The sequence below is a fragment of the Devosia sp. genome (assembly GCF_025809055.1).
Classification (GTDB): Bacteria; Pseudomonadota; Alphaproteobacteria; order Rhizobiales; family Devosiaceae; genus Devosia.
In genome coordinates this window covers 3,313,360-3,335,092 of sequence record NZ_CP075529.1, presented here as the reverse complement: position 1 = coordinate 3,335,092, position 21,733 = coordinate 3,313,360, and the positions used below count along the sequence as shown (strand labels likewise).

Below are 21,733 nucleotides of genomic sequence, written 5' to 3'. Positions count from 1 at the left end.
GCCGGTCATCCTTTATAGACGACCTTGCCCTCGCCCGCCGGCGCGGGCAGCACGGCAAAACCATTGGGGCCGAGCGCCAGGGTATTGCCCGACAATTCGGCGCGGTTGCTGACCGGCTCCAGCGCCAGCTCGACGCCCGAAAGGGTTATCGTGCGCGCTTCGCCCGAGAGGTTGAAAACGCAAATGAGATCCTTGTTGCCGGCGCTGCGGCGGAAGGCCAGGACCGGCTCGGCAACCTTGAAGAAGGCGATATCGCCGGTGACCAGGGCCGGGTGGGATTTCCGCCAGGCCAGGATCTTGCGGTAGTAATTGAGCGTGGACTCCGGATCGTCAGTCTGGCGATCGACGGCCAGCGCCATCTGGGCCGGCTTGACCGGCAGCCAGGGTTTTTCGGTCGAAAAACCGGCATGGGGCAGGCTCGACTGCCAGGGCATGGGCGTGCGGCAGCCATCGCGGCCCTTGTCGGCCGGCCAGAAGCGGATGCCGCGCGGATCGGTCAGTTCCTCATAGAGAATATCGGCTTCCTGCAAGCCCAGCTCTTCGCCCTGATAGAGGCCGGCCGAACCCTTGAGGGTCAGGACCAGCGCAGCAGCCTGGCGCGACAGATCGGCCGGATTGGAGCTGAAGGGAGCCCAGCGTGTCATGTGGCGGATGACGTCGTGGTTGGAAAAGCTCCAGCAGGGCCAGCCGAATTCGTCCTTGGAGAAAAAGGCCTCGACCTTGCTGCGGAAGTGTTCGGCCGAAAATTTCGGGCCGAGGAAGTCGAAGGAATAGCACATGTGCAGCAGTTCGCTGCCGGAGGTGTATTGCTTCATCAGTTCCAGGCCACGCTCGTCGTCGCCCACTTCACCGACGCTGGTGGTGCCGGGATAGGTATCGAGCAGCGCCCGCACGCGGCGGAGCCAGTCGACATTTTCCGGCTGGCTCTTGGAATATTTGTGGCTCTGCATGTCATAGGGATTGATCGCCGGCTGGCCCTTGAGGGATTTCAGCGGCGGATTGGAGCGCAGCCTGGCGTCGTGGAAATAGTAATTGACGGTATCGAGCCGGAAGCCATCGAGGCCGCGATCGAGCCAGAAGCGCATGACATCGAGCACGGCATCCTGCACGGCGGGATTGTGGAAGTTGAGATCGGGCTGCGAGGTGAGGAAGTTGTGGAGGTAATACTGGCGCCGTCCGGTATGCCATTCCCAGGCCGAGCCGCCAAAGACCGACAGCCAATTGTTCGGCGGGGTGCCATCGGGGTGGGCATCGGCCCAGACATACCAGTCGGCCTTGGAATTATCGCGATTGAGGCTGGATTCCTGGAACCAGGGATGTTCATCCGAGGTGTGGCTGACCACCTTGTCCATGATGACCTTGAGGCCCAGCGCATGGGCCTTTTCGATCAGGAGATCGAAATCCTGGAGCGAGCCGAAAAGGCGGTCGACTTCCATATAGTCGGAGACATCATAGCCCATATCGGCCTGTGGCGACTGGGTGATGGGGCTGAGCCAGATGCAGTCCACGCCCAGGCCGGCAATATAGTCGAGGCGATCGATAATGCCCGGCAGGTCGCCGATGCCATCGCCATTGCTGTCCTGAAACGAGCGGGGATAGACCTGATAGATCACTCCGCCGCGCCACCATTCGGTCATCGGTATGCTCCTTGAAGGCCTTGGGGCCGGATTCGCTGCTGACACTATCGGGTAAGTGGGTCGCTGTTAATCGGGGCCGATTGCAGAGGTCCCATGACGGCCTGTCGAAGCCGGTCCGGCCAAATCGTCATGGTGGCATAAGAGGAGAGCTGACATGGCCCATATCCTGCGCGCCGCCGACCGGCCCAAATCGCCGAGCCGCACCATCCGCTTCGAAGGGGTAGCCTATGAGACGCCCATATCGTTCTTTGCCGTGGATAATGATCCCGGACAGGGGCCGAGGCTGCACACCCATCCCTATGCCGAAACCTGGGTGGTGCGCAGCGGACGCGCCGAAGTGGTGATCGGCGAGGAGCGGTTCGAGGTCGGGCCCGGCGATATTGCCGTGGCGCCCGCCCATACGCCGCACAAGTTCACCAATCTGGGTCCGGGGCGGCTCGATATCGTGTGCATCCATGCGGCGGGGCAGATGGTGCAGGTAGATCTGGAATAGGGGCGGCGCTGGGTGCAGCAAACCAGAGGTTCCCGCTTTCGCGGGAATGACATGGTGCGTGGGGGGAGCCCCCCTCACCCGTCTCGGCCTGCGGCCGATCCAGCCCTTCCGGGCCTTGCTCGCTGAAATCGCTCCCCCGGAGCGATTTCCGGGCGCTTGCAAGCCTCTCCCACAAGGGGAGAGGGGTAAGCCGGTGGCCCAACTGGTCTTCCTTCCCCCCTTGTGGGAGAAGAGCTTGCCCCCGGCTCGAACGGGGGTGCCCGAAGGGCGGATGAGGGGCTACACCACGGCCGAAATCAGCGGTTCGCCGGCGAAGTGGCGTTCGAGATTGGCGACCAGAAGCGCGCCCATGGCGTCGCGGGTCTGGTGGGTGGCGCTGCCCTGATGGGGCGAGAGCACGACATTGTCGAGGCCGAGCAGCGCCTCGGGCACCTTTGGTTCCTCGACGAAAACATCGAGCGCGGCGCCGCCCAGGCCGCCTGACACCAACAGGTCGACCATGGCGGCTTCATCGATCAGCGTGCCCCGGGCCACATTGACGATGTGACCCCTGGGACCGAGGGCTTCGAGCACGGCGCGATTGACGATCCCCTCCGTACCCTTGCCGCCGGGCGCGATGACCACCAGCCAGTCGCTGTCGCGGGCCATGTCCTTGAGATCATCGTAGTAGATATAGGGCGTGTTCGGCTGCTGGCGGCGGCCGTGATAGACGACGCGCATCTTCATGGCCTGAAGGCGGGTGGCGATTTCCTTGCCGATGCGGCCAAGGCCAAGAATGCCGACGGTCTTGCCGGTCAGTTCGGAGAAGAGGCCGAAACTGGCATTGGGCCACTTGCCCTGGCGGACGAACTGGTCCGATTGCGGAATTCGCCGCGCCAGCGCGATCATCAGACCAATGGTCAGTTCGGCCACGGCGTCATTGAGCACATCCGGCGTATTGGTGACGCGCACATTGCGCGCCTTGGCAGCGGCAGTGTCGATATTGTCGTAACCGACGCCGAAACTGGCGATGATTTCCAGATTGGGGAGCGCGTCCATGAGGCCGGCCTGGACGCCCGAGCCGGCATGGGCGCGGATACGCGCACCATTGGCGGCCAGCCAGGCGGACTTGTCCGCCTGCTCATGCAGCTTGTGCACGGTATAGCGCGCGGCCAGCGCGGCTTCGCAGGAGGCCAGAAGGGGATGGGTCTGCAAAATTTCGATGGTCATGAAATGGGTTCCCTCTGATGGGCGGAGTCTAGCGGCCGGGTTGCGCCGGGCCAAGGGCAAGAAGCGATTTACCCTAAGACGAGCCGAATTATTGCCCAAGGGGGGCAATGACCCCAAGTCTATGTCCAGCATTTTGGGGGACCAGCCATGTCCAAGACATCTCCGACGCTCAAGCTCGCGGTCCTGATCGACGCGGACAACACCTCGGCCGATATTGCCCGTGGCCTGTTCGAGGAGATCGCTAAAATCGGGGAAGCGAGCGTGCGCCGGATCTATGGGGACGTTTCCAGCCCGCAATCCAGGAAGTGGGTCTCGGTGCTGGCCGAGCACGCCATTATGGCCGTGCACCAGCCGGCTCATACGGTGGGCAAGAACTCGGCTGACATCGCATTGGTCATAGATGCAATGGACCTGATGCACAGCAGTCGTTTCGACGGGTTTTGCCTCGTGTCTTCGGACAGCGATTTCACGCGCCTCTCGTCCCGCATTCGGGAGCAAGGCCTGGATGTTTTCGGCTTCGGTGAGCAGAAGACGCCGCTCAGTTTCCGGCAGGCGTGCAAGCGCTTCATCTATACCGAGCATCTTCGGGCGCCAGCCGTCGAAGGCACCAGGGAAGTGCCCAAGACGCGCCCGCCTACCCAGGCCGTGCCGCTGCTCAAAAAGGCTATTGCCCTGATCGACAGCGATGAAGACTGGGTGAACCTGGGCGAAGTCGGCAGCCGGCTGGCCAAGCTGGCGCCGGACTTCGACTCGCGCAATTACGGCTTTGCCAAACTGAGCGATCTGGTGCGCAACACCAACAGTTTCGATGTCCTGCAGCCACCGACGGGCGGTACGCGCGTGAGGGTGCGCAACACGCAGTCGGTCGCCCGATCAAAACAAGGGAACGGGGGCAAGAAGCCGGCACCGCAGAAGCAGGTCTTGCCGATCGAGGGCTGATTGCGCGCGAATGAGAGCATTTTTGCGCGGGGCTGTGCAAGCCTGAGCTGCACGAAAAAGCGGCAATCGCAGGACATGAGCGTCTGGACGGCGGCGGCCAGATGTGTAGCAATGGCAAGGCGATGGGAAGGCCGTATCAGACAAGCGGAGCATGATGGGCGAGAAAACGCCGTTTGACGAAATGTACAATCCGGATGGGTCCGTCCGCGAACCCTACCGCGCGCTCTCCGAGTGGCTGGATGAACAGCCCGACAAGGCGCTGGCCCTGATGCAGACCGATGCCGAGGCCATTTTCCGCAAGCTGGGCATCACCTTTGCCGTCTATGGCTCGGAGGAAGGCACCGAAAAGGTCATTCCCTTCGATGTCATTCCCCGCATCATCGCCGCCAATGAGTGGCGCAGGCTCTCCAAGGGGATCGAGCAGCGCGTCAAGGCGCTCAATGCCTTCCTCTATGACATCTACCACCGCCAGGAAATCCTCAAGGCCGGGCGGGTGCCGGAAAAACTGATCCTCAACAATGAGGCCTTCTGCCCGCAGATGATGGGGCTCGAACCGGCCCGCGGGGTCTATGCCCATATCATCGGCGTCGACATCGTGCGGGTGGGTCCGGACGAATTCTATGTGCTGGAAGACAATCTGCGCACGCCTTCGGGGGTCAGCTATATGCTGGAAGACCGCGAAGCGATGATGATCCTGGCGCCGGACCTGTTCCAGAAATCCAAGGTTGCGCCGGTCGAAACCTATCCCGAAAACCTGCGCCGGACGCTGGAAAGCGTGGCGCCGGAAAATGTTCGCGGCACGCCCAATATCGCCGTGCTGACACCGGGCATTTATAATTCTGCCTATTTCGAGCACTCATTCCTGGCCGACCAGATGGGCGCGCAATTGTGCGAGGGCCCCGACCTGTTCGTGGATGGCGGCAAGGTCTATATGCGCACGACGACCGGGCCCGAACAGGTGCATGTCATCTATCGCCGCATCGACGACGATTATCTCGATCCGCTGACCTTCCGCCCCGATTCCATGCTGGGCGTGCCGGGCATTTTCGACGCCTATCGCGCCGGCAATGTCACGCTGGTGAATGCGCCGGGCACCGGGATCGCCGACGACAAGGCGGTCTATACCTATGTGCCCGAGATCATCGAGTTTTACCTGGGCGAAAAGGCGCTGCTCAACAACGTGCCGACCTATAACTGCACCGACGAGGACCAGCGCGCCTGGGTGCTGGAAAACATCGCCGACCTCGTGGTCAAGGAAGTGCATGGCTCGGGCGGCTACGGCATGATGGTGGGGCCGACGGCGACCAAGGCGCAGCACGCCGAATTCAAGAAGAAGATCGAGGCGCGGCCGGACAATTACATCGTGCAGCCGACGCTGAACCTAAGCACCTGCCCCACCCATATCAATGGCGACGTGGCGCCGCGCCACGTGGACCTGCGGCCCTATGTGCTGGTGGGCGACGAGGTGCGGATCACCCCGGGCGGCCTGACCCGCGTGGCGCTCAAGAAGGGATCGCTGGTGGTGAACTCGTCGCAGGGCGGCGGGACCAAGGACACCTGGGTGCTGGAAGATTGATGATGGCCAGCACACTGTGTTCGCGGGAACATACCCCCACCCTCACTCCCTCCCCACAAGGGGGAGGGAAGCTTGGTCCGAACTTGCGGAAGCCTGTGGGCACGCTCGGGCATAGCCCCCGTCGCCTCCCTCCCCTCGATGGGGAGGGATCGAGGGTGGGGTGGAGCCCCACGCTCTATTGCAGCGGAGGCAATACGCCATGAAAATGCTCGGGCGCACGGCGCAGAACCTGTTCTGGCTTTCCCGCTATGTCGAGCGGGCCGAAAACATGGCGCGGCTGCTCGAGGTGGGCTACCGCATGTCGCTGACCAGCCGCCGCGAGGGCGGGGCCAGCGAGCATCTGGTGTCGATGATGCAGGCGGCCGAGGTCGACGAGGGCTTTGACGCCAAGCATGACGTGGCCGATGTCGACACCGTCGCCCGCTACATGATGTTCGATCCGGACAATCCGAGTTCAGTCTATTCGTGCCTCGAGGCGGCGCGGACCAATGCCCGCTCGGTGCGCACGGCCATCACCACAGATGTGTGGGAGAGCATGAACGGGGCGTGGCTGGACTATGCCCAGATCAAGCCGCGCGACGTGCGCGGGGCCAAGCTTCTGGGCCTGTTGCAATGGGTCAAGCAGCGCAGCCACGAATTCCGTGGCGCCATGCTCGGCACCAAGCTGCGCGACGACGGGTTCTCGTTCCTGCAGGCGGGCAATTTCGTCGAGCGGGCCGACAACACGGCGCGCATCCTCGACATGAAATATTACGTGCTGCTGCCGCGGGCGACGCTGGTGGGCGGGGATCTCGACATCCAGCAATGGACGCTGATCCTCAGGGCCGCCTCTGCGCACCGGGCCTACCGGCACGTCTATCACGACCGCTACAAGTCGGAGAACATTGCCGATTTCCTCATCCTGCGCAGCGAAATGCCGCGCTCGCTGGCCCATTGCGCCGATTTCGTGAAGCAGAACCTGGACAATCTCGGCAGGCTTTACGGCCGCAAGGCCGACTGCCAGGACGCGGCCGACAGCCTGTTGTCCATGGTGCAGAACACCGATATGGAGGCCATCTTCGGCCACGGGCTGCATGAATTTCTCACCGAGTTCATCGCGCGCAACAACCGGGTGACGGAAGCCCTTTCGGAAAGCTACAACTTCTACTGATATGCGTCTTGCCATCGACCACACGCTGACCCTGTCGCTGCCGCCGGAAACGGCGCAGGCGGTACTGCACCTGCTGCTGACCCCGGGAACCGGACCGGGACAGAACGTGGAAAGCTGGAGCGTGGAAGTCGCCGGGATCGGCAATGCCGGGCGCTTCACCGATGCCTATGGCAATATGGTGCATCTGGTAAACCAGGCGCGTCCGGAGGGCGATATCACGCTGGCAGCGCGCGGCGTGGTGGTGACGAGCGACATCAATGGCGTGCTGGGCAAGCCCGGTCGCGAGCCGGTGCCGGCGCTCTATAAGCGTATCACCGCCCTCACCAAGGCGCCGGTGACCGTCTATGGCAAGTTCCGTACCGCCAAGGAAAGCCGCCTCGACGTCTTGCACGGCTTGATGGCGCGGGTCGGCGAGACGCTGGGCCTGCCCGAAGCGGCAGAGCCGCAAACGCAGATGCAGGCCAATGGCGCCCAGAGCCAGAGCCAGGCAGCGGCTCCGGCCGAGGCGCTGCCGCCACCGGCCGATTATGCGCACCTGTTTGTCGGCGCGGCCAGGGCGCTCGATATTCCCGCCCGTTTCATCACCGGCTACCTGGCGCCGGACAAGCACCATGCCGGCGGACTCCATGCCTGGGCCGAAGCCTATGACGAGGGGCTCGGCTGGATCGGGTTCGACCCTGCCCTGCAGATGTGCCCGACAGACCGGCATGTGCGGCTGGTGGTGGGGCTCGACGGGGAAAGCGCGACGCCCCTACGCACCGTGCCGGTGGGGGAGCTCGTGCAGACGGTGACGGTGAAGGCCGGATAGGGGGCGAAGGTGCCTCAGGCCCGGGTCGTCCTGGGGTCTCAATACCCCCTCCCGAGCGCCTCTAGACCACTTCGCGATAGGACTGAAACGACGGAGCGTTTCCCTTCTCCCCTGAGGGGAGAAGGTGGCGCGAAGCGCCGGATGAGGGGTTCACACTCGTGTTCCTGACGATGGGCATTCACCCCTCACCCCATCCCTCTCCCCTGAGGGGCGAGGGGGCGATGGAGCCGATGGATCGGTTGCTCGTGACAGCGTGGCGCTTCACAAACTCAGCACGAATAGCCAGCCGGAAATGGTCAGGGCGGAGAGTACCGTGCCGATCAGGATGGTGTTGGTCGCCACGCTGACGCCGCGGTCGTAATAGGTGGCGAAGACATAGATGTTGACGCCGGCCGGCATGGCCGAGAGCAGGATGCCGTAGCGGGCGATGTCCATGGGGACATGCAGCACCCAGATCATCAGCGCGTAGGCGATGAAGGGGTGCAGGATCAGCTTGATGAGCGAAGCCACCAGCGCCTGTTTCCAGTTTTCGCTGAGCTTGAACTCGTTGAGGGCGCCGCCGATGCCGAACAGCGCCGCCGGGACCACCGCCTGGCCCATCATCTGGAAGAAGGCCAGCGCCGGTTCGGGCAATTGCAGATTGACCAGCGAGGCCACGATGCCGGCCGTGATGCCCCAGATCAGGGGATTGGAAAAAACCCGCTTGCCGGCCAGCAACAGGGTTTTAGCCAGGGGCTGCCCATCGCGGCGGGTCAGTTCCATGGTCACCATGCCCAGGGTCAACAGGATGGCGCCATGGAGGCCAATGATGGAAAGCGTCACCGGCAAGGCGCCCTCGCCATAGGCGCGCGCCATGACCGGCAGGCCAACCAGGACGGTATTGGTGAAGGTGCCGGCAAAGCCCACCGACACCGCTTCGCCCGGCCGGTTGCCGAAGACCTTGCGGGCAAGGATGATGCCCAGCACAAAGCAGACGAAGGCGCCGAGATAGAAGGGGCCGATGATGGCGATGTTGAAGGCGGCGCGGAAATCGCTGGTGCCGATCGAATAGAACAACAGGCACGGCGTGGCGAAATTGTTGACGAAGGCGATCAGCGACTTGATGCCATCGGCGGGGAACAGCGCGAAACGCACCGCAAGATAGCCCAGGGCGATGAGCGCGAAGATCGGCGCCGTAACGGCAAGGATGGAGAGCATAGGCCGGGAACCTGGGCCACACGTGAACTGTTCCGTTGACCTAGACCTGATGGGCTACGGGGTCAATCGGCGCCAGCGGACTGCACAAGAACGAAATATGGTTGTTACAAAACGAAACCATATGTCGTATAAACGAACCATAATCGAGCATCGAGCGGGGACATATGCTGGACATTTTCGTCATTGGCGGCGGCATCAACGGCGCCAGCATTGCCCGCGATGCCGCGGGGCGCGGCTATTCGGTGGGGCTGGCGGAGATGAACGACCTGGCCTCGGGCACGAGTTCGGCCGCGACCAAGCTGATCCATGGCGGCCTGCGCTATCTCGAACATTATGAATTCCGCCTGGTGCACGAAGCGCTGGCCGAGCGGGAAATCCTGTGGAGCGCGGCGCCCCATATCATCTGGCCGCTGCGGTTCGTGCTGCCGCATCACAAGGGCTTGCGCCCGGCCATGGTGCTGCGGGCGGGCCTGGCCATGTACGACCATATGGGCGGACGGCGCCTCCTGCCGCCGACCAAGACACTGGACCTGACCCGCGATCCGGCCGGGCAGCCATTGAAGCCGGGATACCGGCTGGCATTCGAATATTCGGACTGTTGGGTCGACGATGCGCGGTTCGTGGTGCTCAATGCCCGCGACGCCGCCGACCGGGGTGCGAGCATCCATGTCCGCACCAAGGTTGTTTCCGCGCGCCGCGAGGACGGCGGCTGGCGCATTGCGCTCGACGGCGAGGGCGGCCAGCAGGAGGTGCGGGCGAAACTGCTGGTCAATGCCGGCGGGCCCTGGGTGGACGCGGTGATCAACGGCGTGATGGGCGAACGGGGGCGGCACCATGTGCGGCTGGTCCAGGGCAGCCATATCGTGGTGCGCAAGCTGTTCGACCATGACCGATGCTACTTCTTCCAAAACAGTGACGGCCGGATCTTCTTCGCCATTCCCTATCAGGACGATTTCACCCTGATCGGCACCACCGATCGCGATTATCACGGCGACCCCAAGGATGTGGCGATCACCGAGGAGGAAACCGACTATCTGCTGTCGGCCGCGAGCGAATATTTCGCCCGGCCGGTGACGCGCGATGAGATCGTGTGGACCTATTCGGGTGTGCGGCCGCTGTTCGATGACGGCGCCAGCGCTGCGCAGGAGGCAACGCGGGACTATGTGCTCAAGCAGGACGGGGAAGTGGCCACCGGTGTCGCCATCAATGTATTCGGCGGCAAGCTGACCACGTCGCGCCGCCTGGCCGAGTCGGTGCTGGAAAAAATCGAGGGTGTGCTGGGCAAGAAGGGGGCGGCCTGGACGGCCAAGAGCACCCTGCCCGGCGGCGATTTCGGCGTGAAGAGCTTTGACGCGGAACTGCGCCGGCTGGGCATGGATTACCCCGACATGCCGGCGGGCCTGCTGCGCAGGCTGATGCGGCTTTATGGCACCAGGGCGCGGACTATCCTGGGCGAGCGAGGCAGCGACGAAGACCTCGGCCAGCATTTCGGCGCCAATCTCTATGCCGCCGAAGTTGATTATCTGGTTGCCGAGGAATGGGCTCGGACGGCACAAGACATCTTGTGGCGGCGCACCAAGCTGGGCCTGCGCGTCGGGGCGGAGGATGTTGCGCGGCTGGAGGCGTATTTGGACAGCCGCAAGCAATAGCCCGCCTGCACGAAAGGACATTCCCTCTCCTCGATGGGGAGGGTTAGGGTGTGGTGGGGCCGAACGCCTGGTGCGTGTGACGCCCCCAGCCCTTGATCGCTCCCCACAAGGGGGAGGGAGACGAAAGAGCCGCAGAGCTCGCGAGGAGACACGCATGAGCAAGTTCATTCTGGCCATCGACCAGGGCACGACGTCGAGCCGGGCCATCCTGTTCGACGACAAGCGGGCCATTGCGGGCGTGGGACAGAAGGAATTCACCCAGCATTTTCCGCAGGACGGCTGGGTGGAGCATGACCCGGAGGAAATCTGGGACTCGGTGGTCTGGTCGGTCAGGAAGGCACTCAAGGAGGCCGGCGCCAAAGCGAGTGACGTGGCCGCCATCGGCATTACCAACCAGCGCGAAACGGTGGTCATCTGGGACCGCGCCACGGGAAAACCCATTCACAATGCCATTGTCTGGCAGGACCGGCGGACCGCCGCACTCTGCGCACAGCTCAAGAAGGCGGGCCATGAAAAGCTGGTGACGCGCAAGACCGGATTGCTGCTCGACCCCTATTTCTCCGGCACCAAGGTCAAGTGGCTGCTCGACAAGGTCAAGGGCGCGCGCCGCCGGGCGGAAAAGGGTGAGCTGGCTTTCGGCACCATAGACAGTTTTCTCATCTGGCGGCTGACCGGCGGCACGGTTCACGCCACCGATGCCACCAATGCCGGGCGCACCCTGCTGTTCGATATCGGCAAGAACCAGTGGGACAAGCAGCTCTGCGCCCTCCTCGACGTGCCCATGGCCCTGCTGCCCGAAGTCAGGGATTGCGCCGACGATTTCGGTATGGCCGAAGAGAGCCTGTTCGGTGCCCCGATCCCCATTCTGGGCGTCGCCGGAGACCAGCATGCCGCGACCATCGGCCAGGCCTGTTTTGAGCCGGGCATGCTCAAATCCACCTATGGCACGGGGTGTTTTGCCCTGCTCAATACCGGCGCCGACATGGTGCGCTCCAAGAACCGGCTGCTCACCACCATTGCCTATCGGCTCAACGGGGAGACCACATATGCTCTGGAGGGCTCGATCTTCATCGCCGGGGCGGCGGTGCAGTGGATTCGCGACGGGCTGAAACTGGTCAAAGAGGCCAGCGAGACCGGGCCGCTGGCGCTCAAGGCCGATCCCAGCCAGCATGTTTACATGGTGCCGGCCTTTGTGGGCCTCGGCGCGCCCTGGTGGGATGCGGAGGCACGCGGCGCCATTTATGGGCTGACGCGCAATACCGGACCGGCAGAGATCGCCCGGGCGGCGCTGGAGGCGGTATGCTACCAGACGCGCGACCTGCTCAGCGCCATGCAGAAGGACTGGAAGGGCGGCGGTGACACGGTGCTGCGCGTGGATGGCGGCATGGTGGCCTCGGACTGGACCATGCAGTTTCTTGCCGACATTCTCGACGCGCCGGTGGACCGGCCGACAATTCTGGAGACCACTGCGCTGGGCGCGGCCTGGCTGGCCGGGATGAAGGCGGGGCTGTGGCCCAAACAGGCGGGGTTTGCCAAGGCGTGGGCCCGCGACACGCGCTTTGAGCCGGACATGGCGGCCAAGCTGCGCAAGTCCAAGATTGCCGGATGGGACGAGGCCGTGCAGCGGACGTTGACGCGGTAGGGTCGGCGCCGGGGGCCAGGGTGCCGGTTTGCACGCATCGAGAGGGTGATGGAGAAGCTCTGGTGACTGCCTTTTGGTCGAACCAGAGGTTCCCGCTTTCGCGGGAATGACTCGGGGGGCGGGGGCCTGACGTCACCGCCCACGTGGCGCGGGCTAATCGCCTTCGGTGCCGGCGCCGTCTCCGGTCTGGACTTCGGGGCTTGGTTCGTCTTCGACCGGCACGGGCTCGTTGATATTGGGGTTGTCGCGCATGAAGGTGGTGACCCCGGCATCGAGGGCGACGAGGAAATCGCTGATGCGATTGCCGTTGGAGCCGAAATCGTGCGGTGCGTTGATCGAAGCCGAGCGCATGTCGACTTTGGTGCCGCCGGCCACGGGCTCGACCCGCAGAACAGCCTCTTCGCGCCAGCCCGGCAGGGTGAGGATGCGCGCATTGATGCGGCCGGTCTGGCCATAATCGAGCGGCTCGGAGCGCAGGCGCACATCCCAGCCATTGTCGCGCACCTGCCGATCGACCAGCGCAAAGAGCTGGATAACGTCGAGCGGGTAAGTACGGGTGGTCACATTTGGAAACTGCTCGGCCTGTTCGTCGGGCGCAATCAGGCGCGGCGGGGGCATGGCGATGGTGTCTGGCTCAAAGACCAGCGGCAGGTCTCCGCGCTCTACCGTGGCCATGTCGGTGACCGGAGGATAGCGCCAGGCGAGGTAGCCGTACCAGCAGAACGGGGCGAGGCAGATGAGGCCCAGCAAAAGGCCGAGCAGCGCCCTGCCCCAGCCCTGGTCGCCCGTATGCCAGAGGCGCACGAGCGCCACCATGGCACAGAGCACGGAGAGGCCGGCAATGGCAGCGGCAAAGGCGGCAAGAACGAGAAATACCGGCGACTCGACCAGGCCCTGCCGGTGCATGAAGACCGGAATCACCACCAAAGGCAGTGCCAGGCTGCCCAGGCGACGGGCCCAAATGGCCCATTTCGAGGTCTTGATCAGTACACGCACGAAGCTTGCAACTCCGGAATCCTGGCGAACCTTAGAGGCAAGGTCTTTCGCTTGTTTGAACAAAGGAGCATGGGCCGGGATTTTCGCGGGGTCAGATGTCGCACATGGATTGGATGGCGGCCCATTCGGCGGGCGCAAATGGCGGCTCGAGGCCGCTGGGCCGGTTCTGGCCCAGATCGGTCAGGGCCACGCGCCGGTCATTGGTGAGCGGATGGGTGCTGAGCAGCGCCATGGCGCGGGAATAGTCGGTATCCTCGCCCACCCGGCCGATCAGTTCGGCCAGTGCCCAGGGCTCGAAATCAAGACGCTGGGCGACTCCAGCCGCGAACCGGTCGGCCTGCTTTTCGGCCTCGCGCGAGAAGCGGGCATCGATAATGGTGGCGCCAAGGCTGGCGGCGACCGAAATCCCGGTCATGTCACCGAGAATGAACCCCACCAGAGCCCCGGTTCCGGCGGTAGACACCAATTGCTCCATGCCGTGGCGGTGAGCGACGTGACCCAGTTCATGCGCCAGCACACCGGCAAATTCATCCGGGCTTTCCGCTGCATCCAGAAGCGCGGAGAAGAAATAGACATTGCCGCCGGGAACGGCAAAGGCATTGGGAATGTCGGAGCGCACCACGGTAACGCGCGGGGCGAAAGGCGTGCCGGCGCCGGCCATGGCCTCGGCGGCGAAGCGGGCAATGGCCCGGTTGGCGAGGCTATCTGGGTCCGGATCACAGGCCGGCAGGCCCGTCTCCCCGCCGAGGCTGGCTTCCAGCTGGCCCGAAACGGTGGCGCCGATGGCGCTTTCCCAGGCCGGGGGCACCAGTTGCACCAGGCGCGAGGCGATGAGCGGAATGCCGAAGAGATAGGCGGCGATCACCGAGGCCAGTGCCATTGTGGACAAGGCCGCAAGGCGCACCTGGCGGCCACGCTCATGCTGGTGGCGCCGGGCCAGATTGGGAATGGTGGCACGAATGCGGGCGATATCCTCACGCCCGGTGACGACGATGCGGGCCCCGTCGGACTGGCCGGTGATACCCAGCCGCATTTCATTGGCGCGGGAGGGGACGAGGTAGAGGGACTGATCATCGAAGCGGGCCATTTCGGCACCGGTTGGCGCGCTGAGTACAAGCAGGCCGGAACCGCCCTGCCCGATATGGGAGAGCGCGACGGAGTGGACGCTCGAAACGAGGCCATCGTGATAGCGGGCGGGTATGGTCATCAATACCCCCCCACATTAAGCGCATCGGCAAGGCCTTCGCCGGCCAGGGCGCGATCCTCGTCGCGGGCATGGACATTGTCGAGCGTTTCGAGCCCCACCAGCGTCGCGCCGCGCGCCAGGAGCGTCCAGAAGCCGAAGCCGAGAACCACTTCATTGACCAGGGCGAAGGCCCCGAACAGCAACAGGTAGCCGGCGATGATGGCAAGCAGGGCCAGCAGGCTCGACTGCATCGAGCCCATGAGAATGTTGAGATCAAAGCCGCCCCCGGCAAAGGCTTCGCCGGCGACGAGGCCCAGCACGAGGACACCGCCCAGCGCCAGCAGCAGGTAGAGGCAGAAGAGAGCGAGGCCAAAGGCCAGGAACTGGCCGAAGAGGTGGAATGGCGAAACCGAAAGCCGCAGTCGCGCGCCGCCGAGCGTGACTGCCGAAAACAGGCGCGTCATTTCGATGCAGCGATAGAGCGTGACGAGGATCGTGCCGAAGAGGCCGTGTATGGCCAGCCACATGAAGGCTGCGGGATCGGCTTCGAGCGGGCGTTCGTAAAGCTCGTATTCGTTGGCGACGACGGCGGCAGCAATGATGACAATCCCCATGACCAGCCAGACCGGATAATAGGGCAAGGCGAGCTGTTTCCAGGAGCCGGTAAAGCCGAAACTGCGATCGCCATACCAGGTGTGGCGATAGCGGTAAGACCACAAATTGGCGGCCATGAACGGATAGGCGAGGCCAAGCGTCACCACATTGAGCACGGACCACAGGAAGCGGCGTAGGGCATAGGCCCAGGCATTGCCGGCCTGATCGAAGCGAATGCCGCGCCACAGGGTGCGGGAAAGCCGGAAATCGCGCGCCCGGTAGAGCGCATAGCCATGGAGGAACCAGACGAGGACGGCAACGGCGCCATAGCCGATCACGACCGTCGCCCCGGTTTGGGTGGAGAGATAGAAGAACAGGCCATAGACCGGAATGAAGACGGCCAGCGCCATGAGGAAGCCGAGCAGCAATTGCCGGGCCTCGCCGGTATATTCCAGGGCGTCGCCGCCAATGATGGTATTGCCCCACAGGAACCGCCGCTTGGCCGTGGTCAGCCAGAAGCGATTGAGCCCCAGGGTCGGCACCATGAGCGCATAACCGGGCAGCAGCAGCGCCGCGAACTGCCAGCGCGCGCCGGAAAACGTCACCCGATCCTCGACGGAACCAACCTGCTGCATGCCGCCCCCATTGCCCTCGTTTTTAGGGCAGGCCCCGGCGCTTGGGAAGGACTAGGGGTATAGCCGCGTACTCACCCAGGCGTCGGTGGGGCTGGCGCGGGTGAAGCGGACGCGGTCGTGCAGGCGAAATTCGCCGTCCTTCCAGAATTCGATACTGGTGGGCACGATGCGGAAGCCCGACCAATGCGGCGGCCGCGCCATGTCGCCATCCCCGACCATGGCGGTCAATGTCGCGACCTCGTCCATCATCTGCTGGCGGCTGGCCAGTGGCCGGGATTGCCTGGAGGTCGCCGAGGCAATGCGGCTGCCCTTGGCGCGGGAAGCAAAATAGGCGTCGGCTTCGGCCTCGCTGACCCGTTCGAGCGGGCCTCGCATGCGCACCTGGCGGCGCAGGCTCTTCCAGTGCATGACCATGGCCGCCTGGGGATTGGCCAGCAGCTGACGCCCCTTGTCGCTCTCGAAGTTGGTGAAGAAGCAGACGCCCCGTTCGTCGCGGCGATTGAGCAGAACCATGCGGACATCGGGCAGGCCGGTCTCATCGACGCTGGCCAGCGCCATGGCATGGGGATCGTTGGGCTCGGCCGCCTGCGCCAGGGCGAACCATTCCTCGAACACGGCGAAGGGATCGAGCCCGGTGCGGTCGCCATCATCGAAAAGCCGTTCGGTCAGCGTCTGCAGCATGAACAATATTCCTGCGTGTGGTTCCCCCACAAACTGGACAATGCGGGGGTGCGTGGCCATATAGGAACAGAAAATGGGCGTGAGCAACGCCCCACGACCAAGACTGGACCCTAATGCACGATCCTTACACCGTCCTCGGGGTGTCGCGGTCCGCAAGCGAAAAGGACATCAAGTCCGCCTATCGCAAGCTGGCCAAGAAGTACCACCCGGACCAGAACCCTGACGACCCCACGGCGCACGGCAAGTTTGCCGAGGCGACCCATGCCTATGACCTGCTCAACGACGCCGAAAAGCGCGGGCAATTCGACCGCGGCGAAATCGACGCCGAGGGCAATCCGCGTTTTGCCGGTTTCGGCAATGGCGGCTTTGGCGGGGCGAGCCGGGGCGCGCGGCCCGGAGCCGGGGCGGGCGGGTTCTCGGCCGAGGATATCCTCAAGGAATTCATGAGCGGGTTTGGCGGACAACCACGCGGCGGTGCGCGCAGCACTGGCGGGGCCCAATGGGACCCCTTTGCCGGGACCGCGGCAGGTGGCGCCGGGGCCAGCGCGCGCGCGGGCAAGGGCGAGGATATCGTCGTCAATGTCGCGGTATCGCTCGAGGACGCCCACAAGGCCGCCTCGGTGCCGGTGCGGATGCCCAGCGGCAAGGTGCTCAATGTCAAGCTGCCCGACAAGGTGCAGGAAGGCCAGCAGATCCGGCTCAAGGGCCAGGGTTCGCCGGGCCCGTTCGGCGAGCCGGGCGACGCGCTGGTGACGGTGAAGTTCGAGAAATCGAAAAGCTTCCGCCGCGACGGGCAGGATATCCGCACCGACGTGCCGGTGACCCTCTATGAGGCGGTGCTGGGTGCCAAGGTGCGCGTGCCGACACTCGATGGGCCGGTGGAACTGAACCTGCCGCCCGGCGTCGATACGGCCAAGGCGCTGCGCCTCAAGGGCAAGGGCCTCTATGGCGAGGGCGATCTCTACGTCAATGTCCGCGTGGTGTTGCCACCGGGCGGGGATGCCGACCTCGAAGCGCTGGCGCGATTCATGCGCGACCAGAAGCCTTATCCGGTGCGGGACTGATTTTCGGCCGTAGCCTGTGGCTTTCACCCCTCACCCCGGCCCTCTCCCCGGAGGGGCGAGGGGGCCGTTAACATGGTTCGCGGTGAAACACGCTAGGTTCGCGGGGCGGCGGCGCGGCGGAGGCGGTCGTTGATGGCTTCGCCGAGACCGGTTTCGGGAATGGGGGCGACGGCGATCATCGGGGTGTCGGTGGCATCCAGCTCATGCAGCATGGCAAAGAGATTGCGGGCCGCTTCGCGCAGGTCGCCGGTTTCGGACAGGTTGCGCATGTGGCTGTTGTGCGGGGCCGGTGTACCGAAGGCGAGATAGGCTTCGCCCGGCATGGGCGTCGTATCGAGCCGCAGCCGGGCATTGGGCGCATAGTGGCTCAGCAACATGCCGGGAGCGGCGATCTCCGCATCGGCCTCGGCCTGGGCCACATCCATGCTCATGGCAAGGGCGATTTCTTCGCGCGGCACGGCCCCGGCGCGCAGTTGGACGAGCTGCGTGCCATGGATGGCGATGATGGTGGATTCCACCCCTGCCCGGCATGGCCCCCCGTCGAGCACCGGCACGGCGCCGGAAAATCCACGCCGAACCTGCTCGGCCGTGGTGGGTGACAGTTTGCCCGATGGATTGGCCGACGGCGCGGCCAACGGACGACCGGTGGCACGCAGCAGCGCCTGAGCCAGAGGATGATCGGGCACCCGCAGGGCCACGGTATCGAGCCCGGCGGTGGCAATATCGGCAAGGCCATGGCCGGGGCGCAACGGCAGGACGATGCTGAGGGGGCCGGGCCAGAAGCGTTCGGCCAGGCGCCGGGCCAGGTCCGGAACGTCGGCCAATCGTTCGGCCATGGCAAGATCGGCGCAATGGACGATGAGCGGATTGAAGCGCGGACGGCCCTTGGTTTCGTAAATCGACAGCACCGCATCGGGATTGGTGGCGTCTGCCCCCAGCCCGTAAACGGTCTCGGTAGGGAAGGCCACGAGCCTGCCGGCCCGCAGCAGCGTGGCGGCATCGTCGATGGTCATGGCTTGGGGCGCGGTCATGGGCGGTGTTTGACAACAGGCCCGGCCCGCGTCAAGACGGAACGAGGAAGGCGGAGAACTGCCCGTGACGACGCTCCTGGTCAGCCAGACCAATTTTGCCGATCACCAGACGCCGCAGGGTCACCCCGAGCGGGCCGATCGCATCCGGGCGGTCGAGGACGGATTGCGTGGCGGCGATTTTGATCGCCTGCTCCGCCGCAATGCACCTTTTGGCGACATTACCCTGGCCGAACTGGTCCACGATGCCAGCTATATGGCGCGTCTGCGCGACGCCCGGCCCGCCGAGGGCATCGGACAGATCGACGGCGATACCTTTATCTCCGATGGATCGCTGGAAGTAGTGGCCACCGGGCTCGGCGGGGCCCTGGCCGGGCTCGATGCGGTGCTGCTCGGGGAAGCGGACAATGCCTTTTGCGCCATCCGCCCGCCGGGGCACCATGCCGAAGCCGCCACGCCGATGGGCTTTTGCCTGGTCAATACGATTGCGGTGGTGGCGCGCGAGGCCCAGCGCAAATATGGCGCCGAGCGGGTGGCCATCGTCGATTTCGACGTGCATCACGGCAATGGCACGCAGGACATTTTCAAGGACGATCCAAACGTTTTTTATGCCTCGAGCCACCAGATGCCGCTTTATCCCGGTACGGGCGATCCGAGCGAGACCGGGGTCGGCAATATCGTCAACGCCGCCCTGCCCGCTCATAGCGGCGGCGAGGCCATGCGCGCGGCCTATGACGATCTCATCCTGCCGGCGCTGGAGCGCTTTTCGCCCGATCTGCTGCTGATTTCGGCCGGGTTCGACGCCCATCATCGCGACCCGCTGGCGCAATTGGAATGGGTCGACGCCGACTTTGCCTGGGTCACCGGGAAGTTGATGGACGTGGCCGGGCGCTGTTGCGCCAACCGCATTGTGTCCCTGCTCGAAGGTGGCTATGACCTCAGGGGCCTGGCGAGCGGCGCGCGGCACCACGTGGCCAGACTGCTCAACGGCTGAAACACTATTCCGGACGAGGCGACGCATGGCCGAAACTGCACAAGATGACGTGAAATCGCTGAGCTTCGAGGCAGCGCTGGAGCAACTCGAACAGATCGTGCAGAAGCTGGAAAGCGGGCGGGCGCCGCTGGCCGAATCCATCGCCATCTATGAGCGCGGCGAAGCGCTGAAGGCACATTGCGAAATGCTGCTCAAGACGGCGGAAGCCCGGATCGAAAAGATCACGCTGAGCCGCGACGGCAAGGCCACCGGCACCGAACCGCTGGACGCGAACTAGTCCCGATGGCCGCAAGCAAAGCCCTGCGCAATTTTCGCATCGTCCTCTGGGCGCTGGTGGTGGTGGCCGCCATCGGCGCCACCGCGCTCTATGCCTTTCGCCCGCCGCAGCGGCCGCTGGGCGTCACCGGGCAGGAATTTGCCCTGGCCTCGACCCAGGGCGGGACGTTTACGCAGCGCGACCTGGTGGGTAAGCCAAGCCTGATCTTCTTCGGCTTTACCTTCTGCCCCGATGTCTGCCCGACGACGCTGGCCGAAACCACGGCCTGGCGCGCGCAACTGGGGCTGGATGCAGAGGACCTGCGCATCATCTTCGTGACCGTCGACCCGGAGCGCGACACGCTCGAAGCGGTCAAAGCCTATGTCGAGGGGTTTGACCCCAGCATTATCGGGCTGGTCGGCGACACGGCCCAGACCGATGCCGCCAAGGCCGCGTTCGGCGTGTTCTCGGAAAAGTCTGGTGACGTGGACAGCGAGTTCTACCTCGTCGACCATACCGCCCTCACCTTCCTGATCCGAGCCGATGGCACATTCCAGGGCACCATCGCCTATGAAGAGGCCAGCGAGACGGCGTTGGCGAAGGTCAAAAGGCTGGTCGAGGGGTGAGCCGTATCCGGCTGGACCTGATGCTGGAGCAAAAGGGCCTGATGCCGAGCCGCGCCCGGGCCCGCGACGCCATCCTGCGCGGCACGGTGAGCGTCAATGGCATGCCGGCGCGCAAGCCAAACCAGATGGTGAGCGCAGAGGACAGCCTGACACTGGCCGACCCTGCCGCTGGCTATGTCTCGCGGGCGGCGCTGAAGCTTATTGCCGGGCTCGATGCCGGAGCCATCGACGTCGCGGGGCGGGTGTGCCTGGATGTGGGCTCCTCGACCGGTGGCTTTACCCAGGTGCTGCTGGAGCGCGGCGCGGCCAAGGTCTATGCGGTGGATGTCGGGCACGACCAATTGCACCAGAGCCTGCGCCAGAACGAGCGCGTCATCAGCCTCGAGGGCACCAATGCGCGAGACCTCGATCGCGCCATCATTGCCGAAGCGGTCGACCTTCTGGTGTCCGATATCAGCTTCGTGTCGGTCACCAAGGTCTTGAAAGCGCCGCTGGCGCTGTGCGGTCCGGCGGCGGAGGCGGTGGTGCTGTTCAAGCCGCAATTCGAGGTGGGCCGGGACTTTGTCGGCAAGGGCGGTATTGTCAGCGATGCCGACGCCAGCATGCGGGCGCGTGAGGATGTCATCGCCTTCATGGCCGCGGAGGGATTTGCTCTCAGGAAGGCCGTGACCTCGCCTATTGCCGGGGGCGACGGCAATGTCGAAACGGTGCTGGTCTTTGGGCGAGTTGCGAACTCTGGTTTGGCATGACCTGAGCTTGCGGCCAGAATTGTAGTGACTGAGGGGCTTTCACCCCTCACCCCGTCCCTCTCCCCTGAGGGGAGAGGGGGCGATGGAGCCGGCGGGGCGGTGCGATGTGATGGCTCGCGGCTAGTTGACCCAGGCCTGGAATGAACCGCCGGCGATCAGCGCCCAGTAGAGCTTGCCCGAGCTGGTGCGGGCGACAGCCAGGCCAAACTCGGTAAATTTCGGGGACAGCAGCGTATTGCGATGGCCCTGTGAGCCGAGCCAGCCCTCGATGACATGCGGCAGGTTCTGATAGCCCTTGGCGACGTTTTCGCCCACCGCGCCACCATAGCCGGCCGCCGTCACCCGCTCGCGCAGGGTGGTGCCCAGATCGTGGCTCAAGGTGTCCTTTGAGGCCATGAGCCGGGCCTGGGACCGGGCGGCGGCCTCCAGCTGCGGATTATAGGACCAGGCCGGCGCGCCATTGGCCCTGCGCACCGCGTTGATGGCGGTGGCGATCTGTTCGCGGGAGAGATTTTCCGGACGGCCATCGCTGGCGGGGAGCGGCGGAATGGTTGCCGAGCAGGCCGAGAGCAGCGCGGCGGCACCGAGGACGAGGACGGCACGGCGCGAAGGGTGGGACATGGA

Annotated in this window: 21 protein-coding genes; 12 read left to right on the top strand and 9 right to left on the bottom strand. The window is 64.5% G+C overall.

Annotated elements, in window-relative coordinates; translation table 11 throughout:
• Positions 1 to 5 precede the first annotated feature (5 nt).
• Positions 6 to 1,637 carry an alpha-glucosidase family protein gene (locus tag KIT02_RS16390; RefSeq protein ID WP_297580149.1) on the bottom strand — a complete coding sequence of 544 codons (1,632 nt, stop codon included), beginning with the start codon at positions 1,635 to 1,637 and terminating at the stop codon, positions 6 to 8.
• 154 nt (positions 1,638 to 1,791) lie between these two features.
• Here KIT02_RS16390 and KIT02_RS16385 point away from each other — a divergent pair, with 154 nt between their 5' ends.
• Positions 1,792 to 2,130, top strand: coding sequence for a cupin domain-containing protein (locus KIT02_RS16385; RefSeq protein ID WP_297580147.1), 339 nt, complete (start codon positions 1,792 to 1,794; stop codon positions 2,128 to 2,130).
• Positions 2,131 to 2,409: 279 nt separating this feature from the next.
• On the opposite strand, the gene KIT02_RS16380 is transcribed toward KIT02_RS16385, so the two are convergent.
• Positions 2,410 to 3,339: a 2-hydroxyacid dehydrogenase gene (locus KIT02_RS16380; protein ID WP_297580145.1), complete on the bottom strand. Its 930-nt coding sequence runs from the start codon at positions 3,337 to 3,339 to the stop codon at positions 2,410 to 2,412.
• A 147-nt stretch (positions 3,340 to 3,486) separates the two neighbouring features.
• Between KIT02_RS16380 and KIT02_RS16375 the strand changes: the two genes are divergently transcribed.
• The 4 genes from KIT02_RS16375 (at position 3,487) to KIT02_RS16360 (ending at position 7,812) form a co-directional block, all read left to right on the top strand.
• Complete coding sequence (locus KIT02_RS16375; protein WP_297580143.1) at positions 3,487 to 4,278, top strand: NYN domain-containing protein; 792 nt, start codon at positions 3,487 to 3,489, stop codon at positions 4,276 to 4,278.
• A gap of 151 nt (positions 4,279 to 4,429) precedes the next feature.
• Complete coding sequence (locus tag KIT02_RS16370) at positions 4,430 to 5,854, top strand: circularly permuted type 2 ATP-grasp protein (RefSeq protein WP_297580141.1); 1,425 nt, start codon at positions 4,430 to 4,432, stop codon at positions 5,852 to 5,854.
• Positions 5,855 to 6,053: 199 nt separating this feature from the next.
• The gene (locus tag KIT02_RS16365) at positions 6,054 to 7,004 is read left to right on the top strand and encodes an alpha-E domain-containing protein (RefSeq protein WP_297580139.1); all 951 of its coding nucleotides are present in this window, start codon (positions 6,054 to 6,056) and stop codon (positions 7,002 to 7,004) included.
• 1 nt (position 7,005) lies between these two features.
• Complete coding sequence (locus tag KIT02_RS16360; protein WP_297580137.1) at positions 7,006 to 7,812, top strand: transglutaminase domain-containing protein; 807 nt, start codon at positions 7,006 to 7,008, stop codon at positions 7,810 to 7,812.
• Positions 7,813 to 8,073: 261 nt separating this feature from the next.
• Here the strand turns inward: KIT02_RS16360 and KIT02_RS16355 are convergent, their stop codons facing one another.
• A complete protein-coding gene (locus tag KIT02_RS16355; protein ID WP_297580135.1) occupies positions 8,074 to 9,009 on the bottom strand; it encodes an AEC family transporter in 936 nt (311 codons plus the stop codon).
• 164 nt (positions 9,010 to 9,173) lie between these two features.
• On the opposite strand from KIT02_RS16355, the gene glpD reads away from it, so the two are divergent.
• Both glpD and glpK read left to right on the top strand, forming a co-directional pair.
• Entirely contained in the window at positions 9,174 to 10,658 is a 1,485-nt protein-coding gene (glpD, locus tag KIT02_RS16350) for a glycerol-3-phosphate dehydrogenase (protein WP_297580133.1), read from the top strand.
• Between the two features lie 154 nt (positions 10,659 to 10,812).
• Positions 10,813 to 12,300 carry a glycerol kinase GlpK gene (gene glpK, locus KIT02_RS16345; RefSeq protein WP_297580131.1) on the top strand — a complete coding sequence of 496 codons (1,488 nt, stop codon included), beginning with the start codon at positions 10,813 to 10,815 and terminating at the stop codon, positions 12,298 to 12,300.
• A 153-nt stretch (positions 12,301 to 12,453) separates the two neighbouring features.
• Here glpK and KIT02_RS16340 read toward each other — a convergent pair whose 3' ends face one another.
• From KIT02_RS16340 to pdxH, 4 genes are all read right to left on the bottom strand, one after another.
• Positions 12,454 to 13,296 (bottom strand): DUF1499 domain-containing protein, encoded by an 843-nt coding sequence (locus KIT02_RS16340; protein WP_297580129.1) that lies wholly within the window; start codon positions 13,294 to 13,296, stop codon positions 12,454 to 12,456.
• Between the two features lie 91 nt (positions 13,297 to 13,387).
• Positions 13,388 to 14,503 (bottom strand): M48 family metallopeptidase, encoded by a 1,116-nt coding sequence (locus KIT02_RS16335; RefSeq protein WP_297580127.1) that lies wholly within the window; start codon positions 14,501 to 14,503, stop codon positions 13,388 to 13,390.
• A complete protein-coding gene (locus tag KIT02_RS16330; RefSeq protein ID WP_297580125.1) occupies positions 14,503 to 15,711 on the bottom strand; it encodes a DUF898 family protein in 1,209 nt (402 codons plus the stop codon). Before KIT02_RS16330 ends, KIT02_RS16335 begins: the two co-directional genes overlap by 1 nt.
• A gap of 51 nt (positions 15,712 to 15,762) precedes the next feature.
• Positions 15,763 to 16,392 (bottom strand): pyridoxamine 5'-phosphate oxidase, encoded by a 630-nt coding sequence (gene pdxH / locus KIT02_RS16325; RefSeq protein WP_297580123.1) that lies wholly within the window; start codon positions 16,390 to 16,392, stop codon positions 15,763 to 15,765.
• Positions 16,393 to 16,505: 113 nt separating this feature from the next.
• On the opposite strand from pdxH, the gene KIT02_RS16320 reads away from it, so the two are divergent.
• A complete protein-coding gene (locus KIT02_RS16320) occupies positions 16,506 to 17,456 on the top strand; it encodes a DnaJ C-terminal domain-containing protein (protein WP_297580121.1) in 951 nt (316 codons plus the stop codon).
• Between the two features lie 92 nt (positions 17,457 to 17,548).
• On the opposite strand, the gene KIT02_RS16315 is transcribed toward KIT02_RS16320, so the two are convergent.
• Complete coding sequence (locus KIT02_RS16315) at positions 17,549 to 18,487, bottom strand: L-threonylcarbamoyladenylate synthase (RefSeq protein WP_297580119.1); 939 nt, start codon at positions 18,485 to 18,487, stop codon at positions 17,549 to 17,551.
• A 64-nt stretch (positions 18,488 to 18,551) separates the two neighbouring features.
• Between KIT02_RS16315 and KIT02_RS16310 the strand changes: the two genes are divergently transcribed.
• Genes KIT02_RS16310 through KIT02_RS16295 form a run of 4 tightly spaced genes read left to right on the top strand, consistent with a single transcriptional unit; the run spans position 18,552 to position 21,109 of the window.
• Entirely contained in the window at positions 18,552 to 19,478 is a 927-nt protein-coding gene (locus tag KIT02_RS16310) for a histone deacetylase family protein (RefSeq protein WP_297580118.1), read from the top strand.
• Between the two features lie 25 nt (positions 19,479 to 19,503).
• Entirely contained in the window at positions 19,504 to 19,755 is a 252-nt protein-coding gene (locus tag KIT02_RS16305) for an exodeoxyribonuclease VII small subunit (RefSeq protein ID WP_297580116.1), read from the top strand.
• 5 nt (positions 19,756 to 19,760) lie between these two features.
• Positions 19,761 to 20,360 carry an SCO family protein gene (locus tag KIT02_RS16300; protein WP_297580114.1) on the top strand — a complete coding sequence of 200 codons (600 nt, stop codon included), beginning with the start codon at positions 19,761 to 19,763 and terminating at the stop codon, positions 20,358 to 20,360.
• Between the two features lie 20 nt (positions 20,361 to 20,380).
• Positions 20,381 to 21,109 (top strand): TlyA family RNA methyltransferase, encoded by a 729-nt coding sequence (locus KIT02_RS16295; protein ID WP_297585378.1) that lies wholly within the window; start codon positions 20,381 to 20,383, stop codon positions 21,107 to 21,109.
• 120 nt (positions 21,110 to 21,229) lie between these two features.
• Here the strand turns inward: KIT02_RS16295 and KIT02_RS16290 are convergent, their stop codons facing one another.
• On the bottom strand, positions 21,230 to 21,730 hold the full coding sequence (locus KIT02_RS16290) for a CAP domain-containing protein (protein ID WP_297580112.1): 501 nt from the start codon (positions 21,728 to 21,730) through the stop codon (positions 21,230 to 21,232).
• Positions 21,731 to 21,733: the final 3 nt, after the last annotated feature.

Bases quoted from the DNA above. Each gene is read 5' to 3' on its own strand.
- KIT02_RS16390 (WP_297580149.1), bottom strand. From the start codon at position 1,637: ATGACCGAATGGTGGCGCGGCGGAGTGATCTATCAGGTCTATCCCCGC.
- KIT02_RS16385 (WP_297580147.1), top strand. From the start codon at position 1,792: ATGGCCCATATCCTGCGCGCCGCCGACCGGCCCAAATCGCCGAGCCGC.
- KIT02_RS16380 (WP_297580145.1), bottom strand. From the start codon at position 3,339: ATGACCATCGAAATTTTGCAGACCCATCCCCTTCTGGCCTCCTGCGAA.
- KIT02_RS16375 (WP_297580143.1), top strand. From the start codon at position 3,487: ATGTCCAAGACATCTCCGACGCTCAAGCTCGCGGTCCTGATCGACGCG.
- KIT02_RS16370 (WP_297580141.1), top strand. From the start codon at position 4,430: ATGATGGGCGAGAAAACGCCGTTTGACGAAATGTACAATCCGGATGGG.
- KIT02_RS16365 (WP_297580139.1), top strand. From the start codon at position 6,054: ATGAAAATGCTCGGGCGCACGGCGCAGAACCTGTTCTGGCTTTCCCGC.
- KIT02_RS16360 (WP_297580137.1), top strand. From the start codon at position 7,006: ATGCGTCTTGCCATCGACCACACGCTGACCCTGTCGCTGCCGCCGGAA.
- KIT02_RS16355 (WP_297580135.1), bottom strand. From the start codon at position 9,009: ATGCTCTCCATCCTTGCCGTTACGGCGCCGATCTTCGCGCTCATCGCC.
- glpD (WP_297580133.1), top strand. From the start codon at position 9,174: ATGCTGGACATTTTCGTCATTGGCGGCGGCATCAACGGCGCCAGCATT.
- glpK (WP_297580131.1), top strand. From the start codon at position 10,813: ATGAGCAAGTTCATTCTGGCCATCGACCAGGGCACGACGTCGAGCCGG.
- KIT02_RS16335 (WP_297580127.1), bottom strand. From the start codon at position 14,503: ATGACCATACCCGCCCGCTATCACGATGGCCTCGTTTCGAGCGTCCAC.
- KIT02_RS16330 (WP_297580125.1), bottom strand. From the start codon at position 15,711: ATGCAGCAGGTTGGTTCCGTCGAGGATCGGGTGACGTTTTCCGGCGCG.
- pdxH (WP_297580123.1), bottom strand. From the start codon at position 16,392: ATGCTGCAGACGCTGACCGAACGGCTTTTCGATGATGGCGACCGCACC.
- KIT02_RS16320 (WP_297580121.1), top strand. From the start codon at position 16,506: ATGCACGATCCTTACACCGTCCTCGGGGTGTCGCGGTCCGCAAGCGAA.
- KIT02_RS16315 (WP_297580119.1), bottom strand. From the start codon at position 18,487: ATGACCGCGCCCCAAGCCATGACCATCGACGATGCCGCCACGCTGCTG.
- KIT02_RS16305 (WP_297580116.1), top strand. From the start codon at position 19,504: ATGGCCGAAACTGCACAAGATGACGTGAAATCGCTGAGCTTCGAGGCA.
- KIT02_RS16300 (WP_297580114.1), top strand. From the start codon at position 19,761: ATGGCCGCAAGCAAAGCCCTGCGCAATTTTCGCATCGTCCTCTGGGCG.
- KIT02_RS16295 (WP_297585378.1), top strand. From the start codon at position 20,381: ATGCTGGAGCAAAAGGGCCTGATGCCGAGCCGCGCCCGGGCCCGCGAC.
- KIT02_RS16290 (WP_297580112.1), bottom strand. From the start codon at position 21,730: ATGTCCCACCCTTCGCGCCGTGCCGTCCTCGTCCTCGGTGCCGCCGCG.